The sequence below is a fragment of the Stenotrophomonas sp. C-A genome, from assembly GCF_054030835.1.
Genome location: NZ_CM132916.1, coordinates 4,105,983 through 4,124,238, shown reverse-complemented (window position 1 = coordinate 4,124,238; position 18,256 = coordinate 4,105,983). Strand labels below are relative to the sequence as shown.

Below are 18,256 nucleotides of genomic sequence, written 5' to 3'. Positions count from 1 at the left end.
CCAGGTCGCCATCCTCGCGGCCGTCTTCACGCGGCCTGCGCACACGGTTGATGGTGTGGCTGTTCAGGCGGGCGCCGCCTTCGCTGCGGCCAGCGCCATGCCACTGACCACCGCCGCGATCATCTCCACGTCTGCGGTGGGCGCTTCCTGCTTCAACCGTGCCTGCAGCGCTCCATGGGACACGGCGAAGACGATGGCCTGGCCGAGCAGGGCGTGAGTACGCAGCAGTGTTTCGATGTCGGATGGCCCGCTGCCGCGCAGGCACGCAACACAGCCGGCCAGTGCCGCGTGCAACGGCTCGAACAACGTACGGTGTGCACTGGCGAACGCGGCCGTCGGCTGGATCTGTTCGCGTGCCAGCAGCAGCGTGCGCGTGCCGGCATCCGGTGCCGACAGCAACGCGTGGACGAAGGCCCGCATCAACTGCTGCAGCTGCTGCGCCGCCTGGCGCGTGCCGGTGGGTGGCGTGGCTGGCAGTGGCAGGTGTTCGACGATGGCCTGCGCGCAGCGCGCCAGTACGGCGGCATACAGTTCCTGCTTGCCGCCGAAGTGATACGGAATGGCTGACTGGCTGCAGCCGGCCATGTCCACCAACTGGCGGGTGCGCACACCGTCCACGCCGAGTGTGCTGAACAGCTGCAGCCCGGCCTGCAACAGGCGGGCCCGGGTCTGTCCGCTGCGCGTCTCGGCCGCGCGCCGCCGTGCCGGCGTCTGCAGGTGGGCGGTGAACTCAGGCATCGGCCCGCATCAGCCAGGTCGAGTTTTCGTTGAGCGCCGCACCCGCATGCTCGCCGACGATGACCGTCCCGCCGATGTTGGCCATGTGCCGGCCGAACGCACAGTTCGGCTCGAAGGCAAAACACATGCCGGCCTGCAGGGGCAGCTCGCGCCCGACCGTCGGCAGTGGCGTGATGCGTGCATAGCGTGCCGCCTCGGGCAGCACTTCGATGCCCGGTGCGCGACCGAAGCCGACCGGCCCGTAGGGGTTGAGGCTGTGGACCAGCGGGTGCACGTGCCAGCCGCCTGCCTCGAGCAGGGGCGCCTCCATTGCGTCGACGACATCGCCGAAGGTATTGCCCACGCGCAGTGCGGATAGGCCCGCCTCGTAGCTGGCCCGGGCCACGACGGCGGCACGGTGGATGTCCTCGTGCACCTCGCCGATGGCAACGGCGGCCTGGTGCTGGGTTTCCATCAGCCCATACAGCGCGAAGATCTCGGACAGCACCAGGTCGCCGTCGCGCAGGATGCGCGGCGGCTGCGCACGGTACTGCCATGCGGGTGGTCCCCAGCCGACGTACTCGGGGCCCGAGCCGAGCAGTACCTCGGCGGTATAGCCTCCCAGCGAGAAACAGGTAGCGGTCACCGCGGCCACCAGCTCGGCTTCGGAAACGCCCGGGCGGGCCGTGGCGCGCAGTGCCTCGCTCATCGATTCACCGATCCAGGCGGCATGCGCGATCAGTGCCAGTTCCTCCTGGCTCTTCACCGAGGCGCGCTGGAAGAAGGCGCGGTAGACCGGTACGAATTCCGCGGCGGGCACCGCGGCCTGCATGCCCTGCAGAGTGCGTGCGGGCATCGCGCCGTCGAAGTAGAACGGCGGGTACGGTTCCAGGCCCAGCACGCCGATACGTGCCGAATGCAGGCCACACTGCTGCAGCCAGCGGCCAACCTCCTGGCCGGATTTGCCCACCCACAGCTGCTCGGGTGCGATCCACTGCAGGTCGCCTCGCAGGCCGGCCTGCAGGTGGTCGGCGATCATCAGCGAGGCGAAGGTGAACACACGCGGGACCGCGTCACCCAGGAACACCACGATCGAGCCAGGCCGGTCATTGGTGAAGTAGCAATCGGGTGAGAAGCCGGCGGGTGCTGCGGCTTCCCGATCGCCATGCACGACCAGTGCATCCAGCCGTTCGCTGGCCATGATGTCACGGGCAAGGGCCCAGCGGCGGTCACGTTCCGCCAGGGTGAGCGGTGCGGGCGGTGTACGCATGAGGGGTGCTCCAGGGGGAAGGAGCGCGCAGGCTCGATCACGCAGATGAATGAATCAACCGCTTGAATCGACTTTGCATGGGCATTGCTGCGGGAGCAGTGGAAGTCGGCGCCTGCGCAGCGCTGCAGGTGATCGTGGCGTGCTGGCCGCTGTTGATAGGATGAGTGACAACGCCACTCGCCTGGCCACGACAGGGACGTAGAAGATGAACAGGATTGGATTGATCGCCTTGCTGGCGTGTGCCGGCTCCGTCCATGCAGCCAGCCCCCTGTTGTCCGGCAGCTTCGTCCACGTCGGCTATTCGGCCAGCGATGAACAACTGCCGGCCGCGCAGCTGCCGCTGTTCCTGGATGAGCTGCAGGACCTGGGCAACGACACGATCATCCTCGGCCAGACCCGTGCCACCCGGGCCGGCGTGGGTTGTGCCAGCGGCGAGCAGGATTTCGAATGGATTGCCGGCTTCCCCGGCAAGCTTGGCACGGTGCTCGATGCAGCGGCGGCGCGCGGCATGAAGGTCGTGGTCGGCACCACCTACAGCTCGGGGCAGTGCGCCACCTTCTGGCAGGGCCGCAACGCAACGGCAGTCGCGCAGGATGCCGCGCAGTCGCTGGCCCAGCTGGGCCAGCAGTACGGATCGCATCCGGCGTTCGCAGGCTGGTACATCACCGACGAGCCGGCCCAGGTGCCGGCTGAGCGCGCGTCCTTCTACCGCGCGGTCGTGGCTGCGCTCAAGAGCAGCACGCCTTCCCGGCCGGTGATGGTGGCACCTTACCTGGCGTCATCCAGCGTGGATCCGGCCAGCGTGGGCCGGGCTGCTGCACAGTTCCGTACGGCCACCGGCGTGGACGTGCAGATCTGGCAGGACGGTATCGGTGCGGCCTCGCATGCTCGATTGTTCCAGTGGGATCGCGCGGGTCATTCCACCGAGGCGTACTACGAGGCGCTGTCGGCGGCGCTGGGTGCCAGCGGCCTGTGGGCCGACATAGAACTGTTCAACCATGGCAGCCCCTTGTTCCTGGACACCGGCAACGGGCTGTCCGGTGCCTATCGCCCGGCCTCGGTACAGCGCATCAACCAGCAGTTGTGGAGTGCGCGCTCGGCCGGCAAGCGCGTTGCCTGGCTCAACCAGTACCACATGTCCGAGGTCGTCGGTCCCGGCCAGGGCTATGGCGAATCGCCGCGGCTGATGAACACCTATCGCGGGTTGTATGGCCTCGGTGCGTCCTACAGTGTCGATCCGGTGCAGACCACCTACAGCTACAGCGTGGCGCCGGATGCGAACTATCCGGACAGCAGCGGTCACGAGCTGTTCGATCGCCGCGTGGGAGATCCGCGCAATCCGATGGATGCCGGCTGGGTGGGCGTGCACGGCAACGTCAGCATCACCATCGACCTGGGCCAGCGCCGGCGGGTGGACTGGATCGGCCTGCATACGATGACCCGCCCGGCGTGGGGCATCGTCACGCCGACGTCGGTGGAGGTGATGTGCGCTGAGCCGGGAACTGCCGCAACCAGCATCGGCGTGCTGTCGGCACCATTCACCCAGGCCGGGCTGAGCGGTTCGACCGAAGAGGAGTACGTGGTGGGCAATGGAGCGCCGCTGGCCGCGCAGTGCCGCACGCTGGAGCTGCGGTTGGCCAATGGCAGCTGGACCTTCCTCAGCGAGATCGAGATCGCGGCCGAGCAGTAACGACCTCAGTGTTGACGTGCGTCGTGCAGTCGCTGTGCGAACGGCCGCTGCTCAAGCGCCTGCAGTGCGTCGCGCAGCACCTGCTCCAACGGTTGTCCAAGATCGGCATCGAGGCTGCGCGCCGCGCGTGCCGTGGCCTGCCACTGCGCCTGCAGCGCCGGCAGCGCCTGCAGTGCGCGCGGGCTCAATTGCAGGATGCGCTCACGGCTGTCTTCACCGACCGCAGCGTGCAGCCAGCCGTCGCGCACCATTGCTGAAACCGTCTGGCTGAGTGCCGAATGGCTGAGCCCGCAGGCCAGTGCGAGGTCCTTGATGCGGCAGGGGCCTTGCGCCATCAGCGTGCGCAGCACCGGGGTGTAGCGCGGGCGGTAGTCCAGTTTCAGGTCGCGGTAGGCCTGTTCGACCGCCGGGTCGAGCTGGTCGAGCAGGGCCCGCAGCAGCGTTCCCAGGGTGGCGTGTTGGAGATCCATGCTGGCGATGATATATAAGCACTTACATATCATCAACATGGGGTGCGGTCATGGCGGTTTCGTGGATGCTGGGCGCGCTGCTGGCGGCGTCCTGCCCGGTCCAGGACGCGGTGCTGCAGGCGGCGGCCACGGCGATACAGGCGCAGTACCTGGACGTGGCCGAAGGCGCGCGCATTGCCGAGGCAGTGCGCGGCTGGTCCGCCCAGCAGCGCTATGCGGACAGCTGCGCGGACCCGAAGGCGTTCAGCGCACGCCTGAACCAGGATCTGGACGTGTTCGATGGCCACTTCCATGTCGAGCGCGTGGATGCCAGCGCCGGCCAGGACGACTGGCTGATGGCCTGGCGCGCGGATGCACGCAGCAATGGCGCGGGCGTGCGCGAGGTGCGGGTGCTGGAAGGCAACATCGGCTACCTGCGCCTGAGCACCTTCTATCCGCTCGATCTGGCCCGGCCGAAGCTGGCCGCGGCCTTCACCCTGCTGGCCGACACCGATGGGCTGGTGCTCGATCTGCGCCAGAACGGTGGTGGTGATGACGGCAGTGCGGACCTGCTGGTGCGGACCCTGCTGGCGGCGGAGATCACCCAGGTGCAGTCACTGCAACAACGTGGCCAACGCAGTCCGGTACCGTTGCCACCGGCGAGCCTGGGGCTGTACCTGAAGCCGCTGGTGGTGCTGATCGACCGCCGCACCGGCTCGGCCGCCGAATTCGTCGCGTACTCGCTGCAGGCGCAGGGGCGGGCACGTGTCGTTGGGAGTCGAAGTGGCGGCGCGGCACATATGTTCGATGATCCTGTGCTGCTGCCGGAGGGCTATCAGATCAGCATTCCCGACCGGCAGCCGATCAACCTTCGTACCGGAACCAACTGGGAACGTACCGGGGTCACGCCTGATGCGGCAGGCGGTGACGATCCGCTGTTCGTCGCCCGGAAGCTGCTGGCCCGATCGGCATCGCCAAAATGAACGCACAATTGCAACCGCACCCTATCGCAGACGACATGCAGCGTGCCTAGAATCGAAGCATCCCGGTAGTTCCCGGGCGCTTCGAGTGAATGGACTCAATGAAGATTCTGTTGACCGGCAGTTCCGGGCGGATCGGGCGTGCGATCTTCGGCGCGCTGGCGGCGGCCCACGAAGTGGTGGGGCTGGATCGCAGCCCATTTGCCACCACCCGCATCATTGCCGATGTCACCGATCGTCAGGCCGTGACGCGGGCGGTGCAGGGGGTCGATGCGGTGATCCATACCGCCGCCCTGCACGCACCTCATGTCGGCCTGGTGCCGGATGCGGTATTCCAGCAGATCAATGTGGAGGCGACCGCACACCTGTTGCAGGCTGCCCGCGAGGCCGGTGCACGTCGCTTCGTGCTGACCAGCACCACGGCGCTGTATGGCCATGCGGTAGTGGCGGGCGGATGCCGCTGGATCGATGAAGATACCGAGCCGTTGCCGCGCACGATCTACCATCGCAGCAAGCTGCAGGCAGAGGCGTTGGCCGAAGCCGCCGTGGCACCGGGCTTCAGCGTGCGCGTGCTGCGCATGGCCCGCTGCTTCCCCGAGCCACCGGAGCGGATGGCGATGTTCCGCCTGCACCGCGGCATCGACGCGCGCGACGTGGCCAGTGCACATGCCGCGCTGCTGCACGATGAGGGCGCTGCCTTCGCACGCTACATCGCCTGCGCACCGACACCGTTCCTGCGCGAGGATTGCCTGGAACTGGCGACCCAGCCCCGCCGGGTACTGGCCCGCCGCGCCCCGCAGCTGCTGGCCGAGTTCGAGCGCCGCGGCTGGCCGCTGCCGTTGAGCATCGACCGCGTCTACGACAGTGCACTGATGCGCAGCACACTGGGCTGGCAGCCGCGCTTCGGCCCGGACGACGTGCTGCAGCAGTACGCGGCTGGCAGCATCGAGGTGCTGCCTCGGGCGCAGTGGATCAAGGATCGGGTTGCCGAATAGGACGGAACGGGGCGGGTTCCTGACCCGACCCTGAGCAGGTTCAGGAATGTGCAGGCGGAGCGCCTCAACCTCGTTCGCAGGCGGCCGCTAACCCGGTGCGCTTCCAGCGCCGGGCGGGTCCCGGCGGCCGGTGGCCTGCGCGACGGATCGCGCACCTGCGCGGTGCCCTCGCGGTGCCGGTCGTCCTGAACTGCCTTGCGGACCCTTCCATGCCTTCTCCCCGTTCCGCCGCTGCCCGCCGCCCGGGCAGCATCGCCCACAAGCTGATGCTGGGCACCGCTGTGATCGCGCTGCTGTGCTTCGGCCTGACCGCGCTCCTGATCTACCGCCAGGCCAGCGCCAGCCTGATCGATGCCTCGCGCCAGACCATGGCCAGCGAGGCCACCGCCGAAGCCCGCCAGGTCGCGGCCGATCTGGGCACCGCCTTTGCAAGCAACGACGCCATGGTCGAGGCCGTGCTCGCCCAGCGTGCGCGGGGTGACGCGCCTGATCGCGCCAGCCTGGCGGCCGTGCTGGGCGAGCAGCTGCGCAGCCATCCCGAATGGCTGGGCAAGAGCACCATGTGGGAAGCCAACGCCTTCGACGGCAAGGATGCCGAGTTCGCCAATACCGAGATGCACGATGCCAGCGGCCGCTACATGAGCTACTGGGCCTGGCATGACGGCAAGCCGCAGCAGTCGACCATGACCGACTACACCGAAGCCGCTGACGGCTCGGCCGACTGGTACGTGGTGCCCAGCCGCGACAAGCTGCCCAAGGTCAGTGAACCTTATGCCTACGACATCGCCGGCCAGCAGGTGCTGATGAGTACGCTGAGCACTCCGATCATCGAGAACGGCACGTTCCTCGGTGTATTCACCGTCGATTTCTCGCTGGCGGCGCTGCAGAAGCACCTGGCCACGCTGAAGCCGATGGGCGCCGGGCGCGTCGAACTGCTCTCGCCGAACGGCGTGGTGCTGGCCTCGGCGAACGCCGCCGAGATCGGCAAGCCGCGCAACGACGCATTGACCCGCAGCATGCTGGCCGACATCGCCGCCGACCGCCGGTTCGAAGCCTTCACTCCGGATGCGGCAGGCAACGTGCGCGTGTACGTGCCGCTGCGCGTGGGCGATGCGCCGCAGCGCTTCGCGCTGGGCGTGGTGATGCCACACGCGGTGATCGTGGCCGAGGCGCGCCAGCTGCTGTGGTTGACCCTGCTGGTTGGCGTGGTGGCCGCGCTGACACTGAGTGCCGGTGTCTATGTGCTGCTGCGCCGGTTGGCGATCCGCCCACTGGCCGAAGCCGTGCGCGTGGCCGGCGACGTCGCCGCAGGCAAGCTGGACAGCACCCTGCCGGCACGCAGCAACGACGAAGTGGGCCGCCTGCTGGATGCGATGCAGGGCATGCGGGGTCAGCTGCAGTCGGTGATGGCGGCGCAGGCGGAGATGGCGCGTCGCCATGACGCCGGCGAAATCAGCTACCGCATGGACGCCGCGGCGTTCCCGGGCGAATACGGCCGGATGGTGGCCGACAGCAACCAGCTGGTGGCCTCCAGCAACGCCGTCACCCAGCGCCTGGTCGACGTGATGCAGCGTTATGCGGTGGGTGACCTGAGCGTGGACATGGAAGCGCTGCCGGGCGAGAAGGCGGTGTTCACCGCTGCGATGGCCACCACCAAGAGCAACCTGGCGGCGATCAACGATCAGATCCAGCAGCTGGCCGCCGCCGCCGCCGCCGGCGATTTCGCGGTGCGCGGCGACACGCTGCGCTTCGACCACGACTTCCGCCGCATGGTGGAAACCCTCAATACCATGATGCAGGTCAGCGACCACAACCTGGCCGAGCTGTCGACGCTGCTGCGCGCGATCGCCGCAGGCGATCTCAGCGCGCGCATGCAGGGCGACTTCCACGGTGTGTTCGCGGTGATGCGCGACGATGCCAACAGCACCGTGCAGCAGCTGACCCAGATCGTCGGCCAGATCCAGCAGTCGGCGGCCAGCATCCGCCTGGCGGCGGGTGAGATTGCCGCGGGCAACAGTGACCTGTCGCGCCGTACCGAGCAGCAGGCAGCGAACCTGGAAGAGACCGCGGCCTCGATGGAGGAGCTGACCTCCACGGTGCGCCAGAATGCCGATCACGCGCTGCAGGCCAACACCCTGGCCGGCTCCGCAGCGGGTGTGGCCAGCGAAGGCGGGCAGGTGGTCAGCCAGGTGGTGCAGACCATGGAGCAGATCGAGGCCTCGTCGCAGCGCATTGCGGAGATCATTTCGGTGATCGACGGCATCGCGTTCCAGACCAATATCCTGGCGTTGAACGCGGCGGTGGAAGCGGCGCGTGCCGGCGAACAGGGCCGTGGATTCGCCGTGGTCGCCAGCGAAGTGCGCGCGCTGGCCCAGCGCTCGGCGGGCGCGGCGAAGGAGATCAAGGAACTGATCGACGCCTCGGTTGCGCAGGTCGGTGCCGGTGCGCAGCTGGTGCACGGCGCGGGCCGCACCATGCAGGAAATCGTCGGCCAGGTCGGTCGAGTGAACGAGATCATGGCCGAGATCTCGGCGGCCTCCCGCGAGCAGTCGGCGGGTATCGAGCAGGTCAACCAGACCGTGGTGCAGATGGACGAGACCACCCAGCAGAACGCCGCGCTGGTGGAGGAAGCCAGTGCCGCCGCGCGTGCGATGGAAGAACAGGCCGAGCAGCTGGCGGTGGCGGTCTCGCGCTTCCGTCTGCACGCCGAACCGGCAGCCGTGGCACGCCGCGCGGCCTGACCCCGCAAACGAAGACGCCCGGCGGGGGCCGGGCGTCGATTGCATCCTTGCCGCGCATCCGTGCGCAGTTCTGAGGGCTCAGAACATGCCTTCAAACGGGTTCCAGCTGGCGCGTCCTTCCACCTTCTCCAGGTAATAGCTGTAGTTGGTGCTGGAGGCGACCAGCAGGTTCATGGCGATGAACAGCATCCGCCCCACGACGTCCGGAAGGAACATGGAGACGATGGCCAGCACGATGTTGATGCCGATCAGCACCAGTGCCTTGCGCCACATGCCCAGGATCAACAGGTAGATGGCGCCGAAGAACAGCGCAAAGAAGTTCAGGTTGATCTTCAGGCGGTCACCGAAGGACAGCGCCTTCCAGGCCTGCTTGAAGCCGGGATTCTTGGGGGCGCCGTGCTGGCGGAAGAAGTTGAAGCGGAACTGCCACTTCGGGCTGAACTGGGACAGGTCAGTGGTATTCATGGGAAACATCCCTGTTGGAAAACGTTTTCATGATAGGACAAGTCCTATTCAGGATCCAAGCTCCGGCGTCAAAAATGTGACGCCTGCCGTGTTCCACGTGGTGTGGCGGGGCGCCGCTCCGTCACCCATCCGCCTTGTTTTTAGGATAGGGTGCGCAGTTCCGCTGCCGCCCCTGCTGGATCTGGGTGGCAGCGGGATGTCCATGGAGGTTGCATGACCACACCTGCTACACCGGAAAACGCACCGGGACCGGTGCTCCTGCCGACACCTGAAGTGGTGCAGGCACAACAACTGCTCGCACGCCAGCAACTGGCGGTAGCGATGGACCGTGCACGCACGGCCGCTACGCAGAACGCGGCCGCGCTGGAAAGCGAGTAATCCGCAACACCGCCGATCGCGCTGGCGTGCTGCCAGCGCGATCGCGGCGCGCGCCGCCGGTCAGAACCGCGCTGTCATGCTCATGAAGTAGCTGCGCCCGGCCACGAAGTAGTCGGTGGAGCCTTCGGCATACAGCTTCTTGTCGGCGAGGTTGCTGACGCCGCCACGCAGGGTCAGTACCTCGTTGACGTTCCAGGCCGCAGTCAGGTCGTACAACGTGTAGGCCTTGAGGAAGGTCGTCGCCGTGCCGGTCTGCTTGCCGGTGTACTGCGCCGACAGACTGCTGGAAAACACCGTACTGGGCGTCCAGTCCAGCGACGAATAGCCAGAGAATTCCGGGGTATCGATCAGGTTGCGGCCGGTGGTCAGGTTCTTGGCTTCCTTCATCCAGGTCGCCGAGGTGCGCCAGCGCCAGTGCTCGCCGAAGCGGAAATTGAGGTTGCCTTCCATGCCGCTGGTGCGTGCGCGCTGCACGTTGCTCATGCGCGTCCACCAGATGCCGTTGAACTTGCCCAGGGGCGCGTACTCGATCTTGTTCCTGAAGTCGGTATGGAAGTAGGTCAGGCCCGCATCGACCAGGTCGTTGTCGAAGCTGATGCCGATCTCGCGGTTGGTGCTGGTTTCCGGATCCAGGTCCGGGTTGCCGGCCATGTAGCAGCCACCGCGGGTATAACCCAACGGGATCAGCGAGGTGCAGCCTCGGCCGCCGGACTGGGTGGCGGCGGTCGCCGAATTCTCGGTCAGGCTGGGTGCGCGGAAGCCTTTGGAAACGCCACCGCGGATGGTCCATTGCTCGGCCGGGTGCCAGACCAGGTAGGCACGCGGGCTGACGTGGCCGCCGAACTTCTCATGGTGGTCCAGGCGTGCGCCCAGAGTCAGCGCCAGGGTGCGGTGCAGCTTCAGCTCGTCTTCGACGAACAGGGCCCAGGTATCCACTTCCAGATCGGAGCCGCTGACGGCATTGCCGGCATAGTCGATCGGCGCGCGGCCGATGGTGTCGGTGTTGGTCAGCTCCTGACGCTTCCATTGGCCGCCCACGGCGAACTGGTGTTCAACCCCCAGGGTGAAGGGCGTGGTCAGGCTGCCCTCGATGATCGTATCGGTGGCTTCGGAGCGGCCTGTGGCACCGATGTCGTTCTTGTACTCGGTCCAGTACGCACTGATCTTCGAGTTGCCGAAGCTCCACTTGCCGTCGTGGTTGAGCGCCAGCGAACTGCGCTTGAGTTCGCTGGCACCCCAGGCGCCTTCGTCCTGCTTCTCCAGAGAGGCATCGATGAAGGCCTGCTGCACGCCATGGCCGGCTTCCAGCGACAGTTCCTGCGCATCGCTGAGCTTCCACTGCAGCAGCGCGTCGACGTTGCGGTCCTTCTCGCCGGCGTAGGCGTTGCCGTAGACACCGCCGTTGGAGCGGTCCGAGTCGCGGCGCATGCTGTTGGCACCGATGCGCAGGCCGAAGCGCTCGCCGAGCGGGCCGGAGAAGGTCGCACCGATCTGCTGGGTATCACCGCGCTTGCCATCGCCCGGGCGGGTATAGCTGTGCGTGGCGCTGCCGTTCCAGTCATCACCGATGCGCTTGGTGATGATGTTGATCACGCCGCCCATGGCATCGGAGCCGTAAAGCGATGACATCGGTCCGCGCACCACCTCGATGCGTTCGATCTGGTCGGGCGAGATCCAGTTCAGATCCTGGCGGCCGAGGTCGGGGCGGTAGTTGGTCGAGGCCGAGCTGCCCATGCGCTTGCCGTCCACCAGCACCAGCGTGTAATTGGACGGCATGCCGCGCAGCTTGATCTTGGACTGCTCGCCGACCGCACTGAGGCCACCGGTCACGCCCGGCACGCGGCTGAGCAGGGTGGCCAGGTCGTGCACCGGCTGGCGCTCGATGTCCTCGCGGCTGATCACGCTGATACTGGCCGGCGCATCCTTGATCCATTGCTGGTTGCCCGGGGCGGTGACCACCACGGTATCCAGATCCTTGGTGGAGGCATCGGCGCTGGCCTCTGCAGCGGCCAGGCCGGGCAGGGCAAGTAGGCAGGCGGTGGCCAGAGCGCGGGACAGGCGGGTGCGCGGCAGGCGCGCGGAACGGGTACGGAACGGCAGGGACATGACGGCTTCCATCGGAGGAGGGGGACCCGGTGGAAGCAGCAGGCGCGCACGCAGACAGCAGGCAGCCCCCTTCCATGGGTCGTTGGGCGCTGGGTTGGAACCGGCGCAGCTGGGTGGGTCTCGGCCGTGCGGAAGACGGTGACCTGCCTGGTTAATGAAATGATAACCGTTCGCGTTTGTTACGATCCAGTACCTGGGGCGACCAAGTGACATCCGTACCCATGCCCCGGCACTCGCCTGCTGTTTGCTGAATGGGGGTAAATCCCGGCGTAGACCTTCGCACTCGGCTTACATCCGGCGCCCTAGACTGAGCCGCATTTTCGATTCCGCCCCGTTGGAGATCGTGTGGGTTCCGGTAGTGACAGACAGCGACTGCGTGGCGTGAGGCCGACGCAGCCAGGACAAGTGCGGGCGCCGGGAAAGCGCGCCGGGAACCTTGGTGCATGCAGCCCGGCCGGGATGGCCGGCCGTGCCGACTGCGCGGAGTAGGCGGCAATGGGGGTGCAGACCATCCATGCGGAAGCAGATACGTCCCGGCGTGATGCCGGCTGGACGCTGCTGCCGGCCGAATCGCCGTTGCAGATGCCCGAGCAGACCCTGCGCGAAGGCCAACTGAAGGTTCGCCGCCACCGCACCTCGCCGCGTCTGATCGGCCTGCGCCGGTTCTACATCTTCGGCGGCACGCTGGCGATGACCGCCATCGCCACCCGGATGATGTGGCGGGTGCTGTCGGCCAATGGCATCAGCGTGCTCGAAGCCTGCCTGCTGGTCCTGTTTGTCGGCCTGTTTGCCTGGATCGCGCTGTCTTTCGCCAGTGCAGTGGCCGGCTTCCTGACTGCCGTGTTCGACCGGGGTTACCGCCTCGGCATCGACCCGGACAAGCCGCTGCCGGCGGTGCACAGCCGCACCGCGCTGCTGATGCCGACCTACAACGAAGACCCGCGCCGGCTGCTGGCCGGCCTGCAGGCGATCTACGAGTCGGTGGCCGCCACCGGCCAGCTCGACCGGTTCGACTTCTTCGTGCTCAGTGATACCCGCCGCGAAGACATCGCACGGGCCGAGGAGCAGGTGTTCGCCGAACTGCGCGAGCGCGTGACCGATGGCCAGGCGCGGCTGTTCTACCGCCGCCGTGGCGACAACAGCGGGCGCAAGGCCGGCAACATCGCCGACTGGGTCCGTCGCTTCGGCGGCGCCTACCCGCAGATGCTGATCCTCGACGCCGACAGCCTGATGACCGGCGACAGCATCGTGCGCCTGGTCGCGGGCATGGAACACAACGCCGATGTCGGCCTGATCCAGACCCTGCCGTCGGTGATCGGTGGGCGCACCCTGTTCGCGCGCATGCAGCAGTTCGGCGGCCGCGTGTACGGTCCGGTGATCGCCCGCGGCGTGGCCTGGTGGCACGGTGCCGAGAGCAATTACTGGGGGCACAACGCCATCATCCGCACCCGCGCCTTTGCCGATCAGGCCGGGCTGCCGGCGCTGCCGGGGCGCAAGCCGTTCGGTGGCCACGTCCTCAGCCATGACTTCGTCGAAGCGGCGCTGATGCGTCGGGGCGGCTGGGCCGCGCACATGGTGCCGTACCTGGGGGGCAGCTATGAAGAAGGTCCGCCGACGCTGACCGATCTGCTGGTGCGCGACCGCCGCTGGTGCCAGGGCAACCTGCAGCACGGCAAGGTGGTCGGCAGCCGCGGCCTGCACTGGATCAGCCGCATGCACATGCTGATCGGCATCGGTCATTACTTCACCGCGCCGATGTGGGCGATGCTGATGCTGATCGGCATCGCCATCCCGCTGTTCCAGGAAGGCATCGATTTCAACGCCCTGCTGCACCTGTCGCCGAGCGTGTACTGGCGGGCCCAGGACGAGCAGCAGGTGGTGCGCCTGTTCGCGGCGACCATGGCGGTGCTGCTGCTGCCCAAGGTGCTGGGTTACCTGGCGATGCTGCTGGACCCGGTTGACCGCCGCGGGTGCGGTGGCGCCGTGCGCGCGTTCGTCTCGATGCTGGTGGAAACCGTACTGGCGGCGCTGATGGCACCGGTGGTGATGTACGTGCAGTCGCGCGGCGTGGCCGAAGTGCTGTCCGGTCGCGATTCCGGCTGGGATGCACAGCAGCGCGACGATGGCGGCATCTCGTGGTTGGCGCTGATCCGTGGCTACGGTGGCCTGGGGGTGTTCGGTGCCTTCATGGGCTTGCTGGCCTGGGCGGTATCGCCCTCGCTGGCGGCGTGGATGGCGCCGGTGGTGATCGGCATGGTGCTGGCGGTGCCGGTAGTCGCCCTGACGTCTTCGCGCGGCCCGGGCGCCTTCCTGCATCGTCTCGGCCTGCTCGACATTCCCGAGGAGAACATTCCGCCGCCGGTGCTGGTACGTGCTGCGCAGCTGCGCCGGGAAGCCGCCGAACAACCGCCGCTGTACTGATCGTCCCGCGGCAGCGGCATAATGCGGCTCGAACTTGAAGGAGCCGCATCATGCTGCAAACGGTGGAACAGGAAACCGGCGTCTCGCCGCAGTGGTCGGTGATCTGGCTGCACGGCCTCGGCGCCGACGGCCACGACTTCGCACCGATCGTGCCGGAGCTGGTGCGTCCGCATTGGCCGGCGCTGCGCTTCGTGTTCCCGCATGCACCGGTGCGGCCGATCACGATCAACAACGGCGTACCAATGCGTGGCTGGTACGACATCGTCGGCATGGATTTCCGTTCGCGCGCCGACATGGCCGGCGTGCAGGAATCGGTGGTGCAGCTGGATGCGCTGATCGCGCGCGAGATCGAGCGCGGCATCGCACCGGAGAAGATCTTCCTGGCCGGCTTCTCGCAGGGGGGCGCGATCATCCTGACCGCCGCGCTGTCGCGCACCGCGCCACTGGCTGGCCTGATCGCACTGTCCACCTACCTGCCGGAAGCCGAGAGCGCCAAGCGCGTTGACGGAGCGGTGCAGGTGCCGGTGTTCATGGCCCATGGCAGCAGCGACCCGGTGATTCCGCAGGCGGTGGCCGTACACAGCACGCAGGCCCTGCAGGCGATGGGCCTGGAGGTGGAATGGCACAGCTACCCGATGGCCCACCAGGTCTGCGCCGAAGAGATCCAGGCGCTGGGTGACTGGTTGCAGGAACGCCTGGGCGCCGCCTGAGCCATGTCAGCGGCCAGCGCCCCGCCCTGGATGCCGGAACTGTGCCGCCTGCCGCGGCTGGCGGCGATGCTCGGCCTGGCCGAACTGGTGGTGGTGGTGCTGGCCCTGGCCCCGGATGGCAGCCGCCACTGGACCGTGGGCGAACTGCTGTCGGCCAGTGGTTTCGCGCTGTGGCTGGCGCTGGCCGTGACGGCCAGCCTGTGCCTGCTGCGGAACGCGTTGTCGCGGTTGCCACAGGTCCTGGGGGCGGTCTCGGCCATCGCACTGGCAACGCTGATCGCGGTGGTCTGCGCGGGCATCGTGCATGCCCTGTACGCGGTGCTTGGCGACAACTTCGCCCGCGGCATCAGCTTCTGGCGCTTCACGCTGGGCAGCGCCGCGACGACGGCGCTGATCACGGCGTTGGCACTGCGCTACTTCTATGTGAGTGATCGCTGGGCCGCGCAGGTACAGGCCAACGCACGCGCACAGGCCGACGCGCTGCAGGCGCGGATCCGCCCGCATTTCCTGTTCAACAGCATGAACCTGATCGCCAGCCTGCTGCATCGCGACCCGGTGGTGGCCGAGCGGGCGGTGCTGGACCTGTCCGATCTGTTCCGTGCCGCGCTGGGGGCGGGCGAGGGCGATTCCACCCTGCGTGACGAATGCGAGCTGGCCGAGCGCTATCTGTCGATCGAATCACTTCGACTGGGTGAGCGCCTGCAGGTGCGCTGGCAGCGCGACGAGCCACTGCCCTGGGATCTTCCCCTGCCTCGCCTGGTACTGCAGCCGCTGGTGGAGAACGCCGTGCTGCATGGCATCTCGCGGCTGCCCGAGGGTGGCACCATCGAGCTGCAGCTGGCGCGCGAGGGCAATGAGCTGCAGATCCGCGTGCGTAATCCGGCGCCCGATCCGCAGGCCCCCGGGCTGGCCCTGGCGCGCGGTGCCGGCCATGCCCAGCACAGCATCGGCCATCGGCTGGCCTGGCGCTTCGGCAGCGCCGCGCGGATGACGGCTGGCTGGAGCGAGGGCTACTATGCCTGCCAGGTGACAGTGCCGATCCAGTGAGGGAGCGATCGTGAGGGTAGTCATCGCCGATGACGAACCGCTGGCGCGCGAGCGCCTGCGCAGCCTGTTGGCCGCGCAGGACGGCGTGGATGTGGTGGCCGAGGCCGGCAACGGCGAGCAGGCCCTGCACGCGTGCGCGGAGCTGCAGCCGGACCTGGTTCTGCTGGATATCGCCATGCCCGGGCTGGATGGCCTGGAAGCGGCCCGCCACCTGGCCAGCTTCGAGCCACGCCCGGCGGTGGTGTTCTGCACTGCCTACGACGCGCATGCACTGTCGGCCTTCGAAGCGGCAGCGATCGATTACCTGATGAAGCCGGTGCGTGCCGAGCGCCTGGCTGCAGCGATCGCACGCGCACGCACGTTCCTGGCCGGCCGCGACGGCCAGCCGCAGGACCACCGCGGGCAGCAGGCCCGCAGCATGCTGTGCGCGCGCCTGCGCGGCAGCCTGCGCCTGATTCCGCTGGACGACATCCACTACCTGCAGGCCGAAGAGAAGTACGTGGTGGTGCACCACGCACGCGGCGAAGACCTGATCGAGGAGTCGCTGAAGTCGCTGGAAGAAGAGTTCGCCAGTCGCTTCATCCGCATCCATCGCAATTGCCTGGTGGCACGCCACGAACTGGTGGAGCTGCGTCGTGGCACGGGCGGCCAGGTGCAGGCGATGCTGCGGCATGGCAAGCAGCCGCTGGAAGTGAGCCGCCGCTGCGTGGCGACGCTGAAGCAGGAACTGCGGCATCTGTGAGGGTTCCGCGCGGCCTGCGGCCGCGACTGCTTCGAGATCAACAGCAACAGCAACGGCAACAGCAACAGCGGGTCATGGCTCGGTGTTTCTACGTGCGGGGTCGGGCCGGGGTGGGGTGGCGGGACACGCTGCAAGTACATCCCTGTAAGCTCGATGGCGCCATCCATGGCGCCAACGGTCCCGCCACCCCACCCCGGCCCAACCCTCTCGCTTTTCCCGTGTCGGACGGCAAAGGCATTGTTGTTATCGGGTGGGGGGAAGAGGGGTCAGATCCCTTTTCCTGCGGAAAAGGGATCTGACCCCGGAAGCCGACGGCTTCTGCTTCTGCTTCTGCTTTTTTCTTTTTTCTTTTGATCTTCCGTGGCTGACGCACACGGAAGCTGTCAGAGGCCGGTCGGGGTGGGCTGCGCAGGGGCGTGAGCCGCATGGATGCGGCGACCGAGCTTACATGGACGTACTTGCAGCGACCCCTGCGCAGCCCACCCCGACCGGCCAAGCCCAGCTGCTGCTTCAAGCCACGAGGGGCTCCGCCGTTGGCCGTATCCCGCCGATAGGCGCGATAATGACCGGATGGAAACCGTCCGCATCGCCACCCGCAAGAGCCCGCTCGCCCTCTGGCAGAGCGAACACGTCGCCGACCGCCTGCGCCAGGCCCACCCCGGCCTGCATGTGGAACTGGTGCCGATGAGCACCCGCGGCGACGAGGTGCTCGACCGTTCGCTGGCCGCGATCGGTGGCAAGGGCCTGTTCCTGAAGGAACTGGAGCTGGCCATGCTGCGTGGCGAGGCCGACTGCGCCGTGCATTCGCTGAAGGATGTGCCGATGGAACTGGACGCGCCGTTCGCGTTGCCGGCAATGCTGACCCGCCACGATCCCGCCGATGGCTTCGTCTCCAATCTGTACGCCTCGCTGGACGCGCTGCCGATCGGCGCGCGGGTCGGTACCTCGTCGCTGCGTCGTCAGGCCCAACTGCGCGCGCTGCGCCCGGACCTGGAGCTGCTGGACCTGCGCGGCAACGTCAACACCCGCCTGGCCAAGCTCGACAACGGCGGCTACGACGCCATCGTGCTGGCCGTGGCCGGCCTGGAGCGTCTGGGCCTGGGCGGGCGCATCGTCGCGCGCCTGCAGCCGCCGCAGTGGCTGCCGGCCCCGGCGCAGGGCGCGGTGGCAGTGGAGTGCGATGGCGGCAATGCGCGCCTGATGGCGTTGTTTGCCCCGCTTGATGACGCGGCCACGCGTGCCTGCGTGGAGGCGGAGCGGGCGATGAACCGTGCGTTGCATGGCAGCTGCCACGTGCCGGTTGCGGCCATCGCGCAGTGGCAGGGCGACGACCTGCACCTGCAGGGGCTGGTTGGCAGCGCCAGCGATGGCCGTGCGGTGCGTGCCGAGGCGGTGGGCCCGGCCAGTGACCCGGAAGCGCTGGGCCAGCGCGTGGCGAAGATGCTGCTGGATGATGGCGCCGGCGAGCTGCTGAACGTCTGAGCCATCGCAGGTAGTGCCGGCCGTTGGCCGGCAACCTCGTGGCCCAGTTGAATGCAGTTGCCG

Annotated in this window: 15 protein-coding genes; 10 read left to right on the top strand and 5 right to left on the bottom strand. The window is 67.7% G+C overall.

From position 1 onward, the window contains the following. Window positions 1-63: 63 nt before the first annotated feature. Both ACW5IY_RS19120 and ACW5IY_RS19115 read right to left on the bottom strand, forming a co-directional pair. A complete protein-coding gene (locus ACW5IY_RS19120) occupies window positions 64-738 on the bottom strand; it encodes a CerR family C-terminal domain-containing protein (protein ID WP_049436933.1) in 675 nt (224 codons plus the stop codon). Next, complete coding sequence (locus tag ACW5IY_RS19115) at window positions 731-1,987, bottom strand: M24 family metallopeptidase (RefSeq protein WP_049436934.1); 1,257 nt, start codon at window positions 1,985-1,987, stop codon at window positions 731-733. The genes ACW5IY_RS19120 and ACW5IY_RS19115 overlap by 8 nt, the downstream gene beginning before the upstream one ends. Window positions 1,988-2,192: 205 nt before the next feature. Here ACW5IY_RS19115 and ACW5IY_RS19110 point away from each other — a divergent pair, with 205 nt between their 5' ends. Continuing rightward, window positions 2,193-3,677 (top strand): DUF4434 domain-containing protein, encoded by a 1,485-nt coding sequence (locus ACW5IY_RS19110; protein ID WP_049436935.1) that lies wholly within the window; start codon window positions 2,193-2,195, stop codon window positions 3,675-3,677. A gap of 5 nt (window positions 3,678-3,682) precedes the next feature. On the opposite strand, the gene ACW5IY_RS19105 is transcribed toward ACW5IY_RS19110, so the two are convergent. Beyond that, window positions 3,683-4,147, bottom strand: a complete 465-nt coding sequence (locus ACW5IY_RS19105) for a MarR family winged helix-turn-helix transcriptional regulator (protein WP_049436936.1) — start codon at window positions 4,145-4,147, stop codon at window positions 3,683-3,685. Between the two features lie 50 nt (window positions 4,148-4,197). On the opposite strand from ACW5IY_RS19105, the gene ACW5IY_RS19100 reads away from it, so the two are divergent. The 3 genes from ACW5IY_RS19100 to ACW5IY_RS19090 all read left to right on the top strand — a co-directional run bounded on the left by ACW5IY_RS19100 (window position 4,198) and on the right by ACW5IY_RS19090 (window position 8,842). After that, a complete protein-coding gene (locus ACW5IY_RS19100) occupies window positions 4,198-5,109 on the top strand; it encodes a S41 family peptidase (RefSeq protein WP_049436937.1) in 912 nt (303 codons plus the stop codon). Between the two features lie 98 nt (window positions 5,110-5,207). Then, a complete protein-coding gene (locus tag ACW5IY_RS19095; RefSeq protein ID WP_049436938.1) occupies window positions 5,208-6,101 on the top strand; it encodes an NAD-dependent epimerase/dehydratase family protein in 894 nt (297 codons plus the stop codon). 209 nt (window positions 6,102-6,310) lie between these two features. After that, window positions 6,311-8,842, top strand: coding sequence for a methyl-accepting chemotaxis protein (locus ACW5IY_RS19090; RefSeq protein WP_049436939.1), 2,532 nt, complete (start codon window positions 6,311-6,313; stop codon window positions 8,840-8,842). 78 nt (window positions 8,843-8,920) lie between these two features. On the opposite strand, the gene ACW5IY_RS19085 is transcribed toward ACW5IY_RS19090, so the two are convergent. Beyond that, window positions 8,921-9,307 carry a DUF2628 domain-containing protein gene (locus tag ACW5IY_RS19085; protein ID WP_049436940.1) on the bottom strand — a complete coding sequence of 129 codons (387 nt, stop codon included), beginning with the start codon at window positions 9,305-9,307 and terminating at the stop codon, window positions 8,921-8,923. 213 nt (window positions 9,308-9,520) lie between these two features. On the opposite strand from ACW5IY_RS19085, the gene ACW5IY_RS19080 reads away from it, so the two are divergent. Beyond that, window positions 9,521-9,685, top strand: coding sequence for a hypothetical protein (locus ACW5IY_RS19080; protein WP_162838412.1), 165 nt, complete (start codon window positions 9,521-9,523; stop codon window positions 9,683-9,685). A gap of 60 nt (window positions 9,686-9,745) precedes the next feature. Here the strand turns inward: ACW5IY_RS19080 and ACW5IY_RS19075 are convergent, their stop codons facing one another. Then, on the bottom strand, window positions 9,746-11,791 hold the full coding sequence (locus ACW5IY_RS19075; RefSeq protein ID WP_457326846.1) for a TonB-dependent receptor domain-containing protein: 2,046 nt from the start codon (window positions 11,789-11,791) through the stop codon (window positions 9,746-9,748). Window positions 11,792-12,286: 495 nt separating this feature from the next. On the opposite strand from ACW5IY_RS19075, the gene mdoH reads away from it, so the two are divergent. The 5 genes from mdoH to hemC all read left to right on the top strand — a co-directional run bounded on the left by mdoH (window position 12,287) and on the right by hemC (window position 18,193). Next, a complete protein-coding gene (mdoH, locus tag ACW5IY_RS19070; RefSeq protein ID WP_049436942.1) occupies window positions 12,287-14,212 on the top strand; it encodes a glucans biosynthesis glucosyltransferase MdoH in 1,926 nt (641 codons plus the stop codon). A 50-nt stretch (window positions 14,213-14,262) separates the two neighbouring features. Then, the gene (locus ACW5IY_RS19065) at window positions 14,263-14,922 is read left to right on the top strand and encodes an alpha/beta hydrolase (protein WP_100049967.1); all 660 of its coding nucleotides are present in this window, start codon (window positions 14,263-14,265) and stop codon (window positions 14,920-14,922) included. Window positions 14,923-14,925: 3 nt separating this feature from the next. Then, window positions 14,926-15,969: a sensor histidine kinase gene (locus tag ACW5IY_RS19060; protein WP_049436946.1), complete on the top strand. Its 1,044-nt coding sequence runs from the start codon at window positions 14,926-14,928 to the stop codon at window positions 15,967-15,969. A gap of 10 nt (window positions 15,970-15,979) precedes the next feature. Further along, window positions 15,980-16,711 (top strand): LytR/AlgR family response regulator transcription factor, encoded by a 732-nt coding sequence (locus ACW5IY_RS19055; protein WP_010481294.1) that lies wholly within the window; start codon window positions 15,980-15,982, stop codon window positions 16,709-16,711. 570 nt (window positions 16,712-17,281) lie between these two features. After that, the gene (gene hemC, locus ACW5IY_RS19050) at window positions 17,282-18,193 is read left to right on the top strand and encodes a hydroxymethylbilane synthase (protein ID WP_049435842.1); all 912 of its coding nucleotides are present in this window, start codon (window positions 17,282-17,284) and stop codon (window positions 18,191-18,193) included. The last annotated feature ends 63 nt before the right edge of the window (window positions 18,194-18,256 follow it).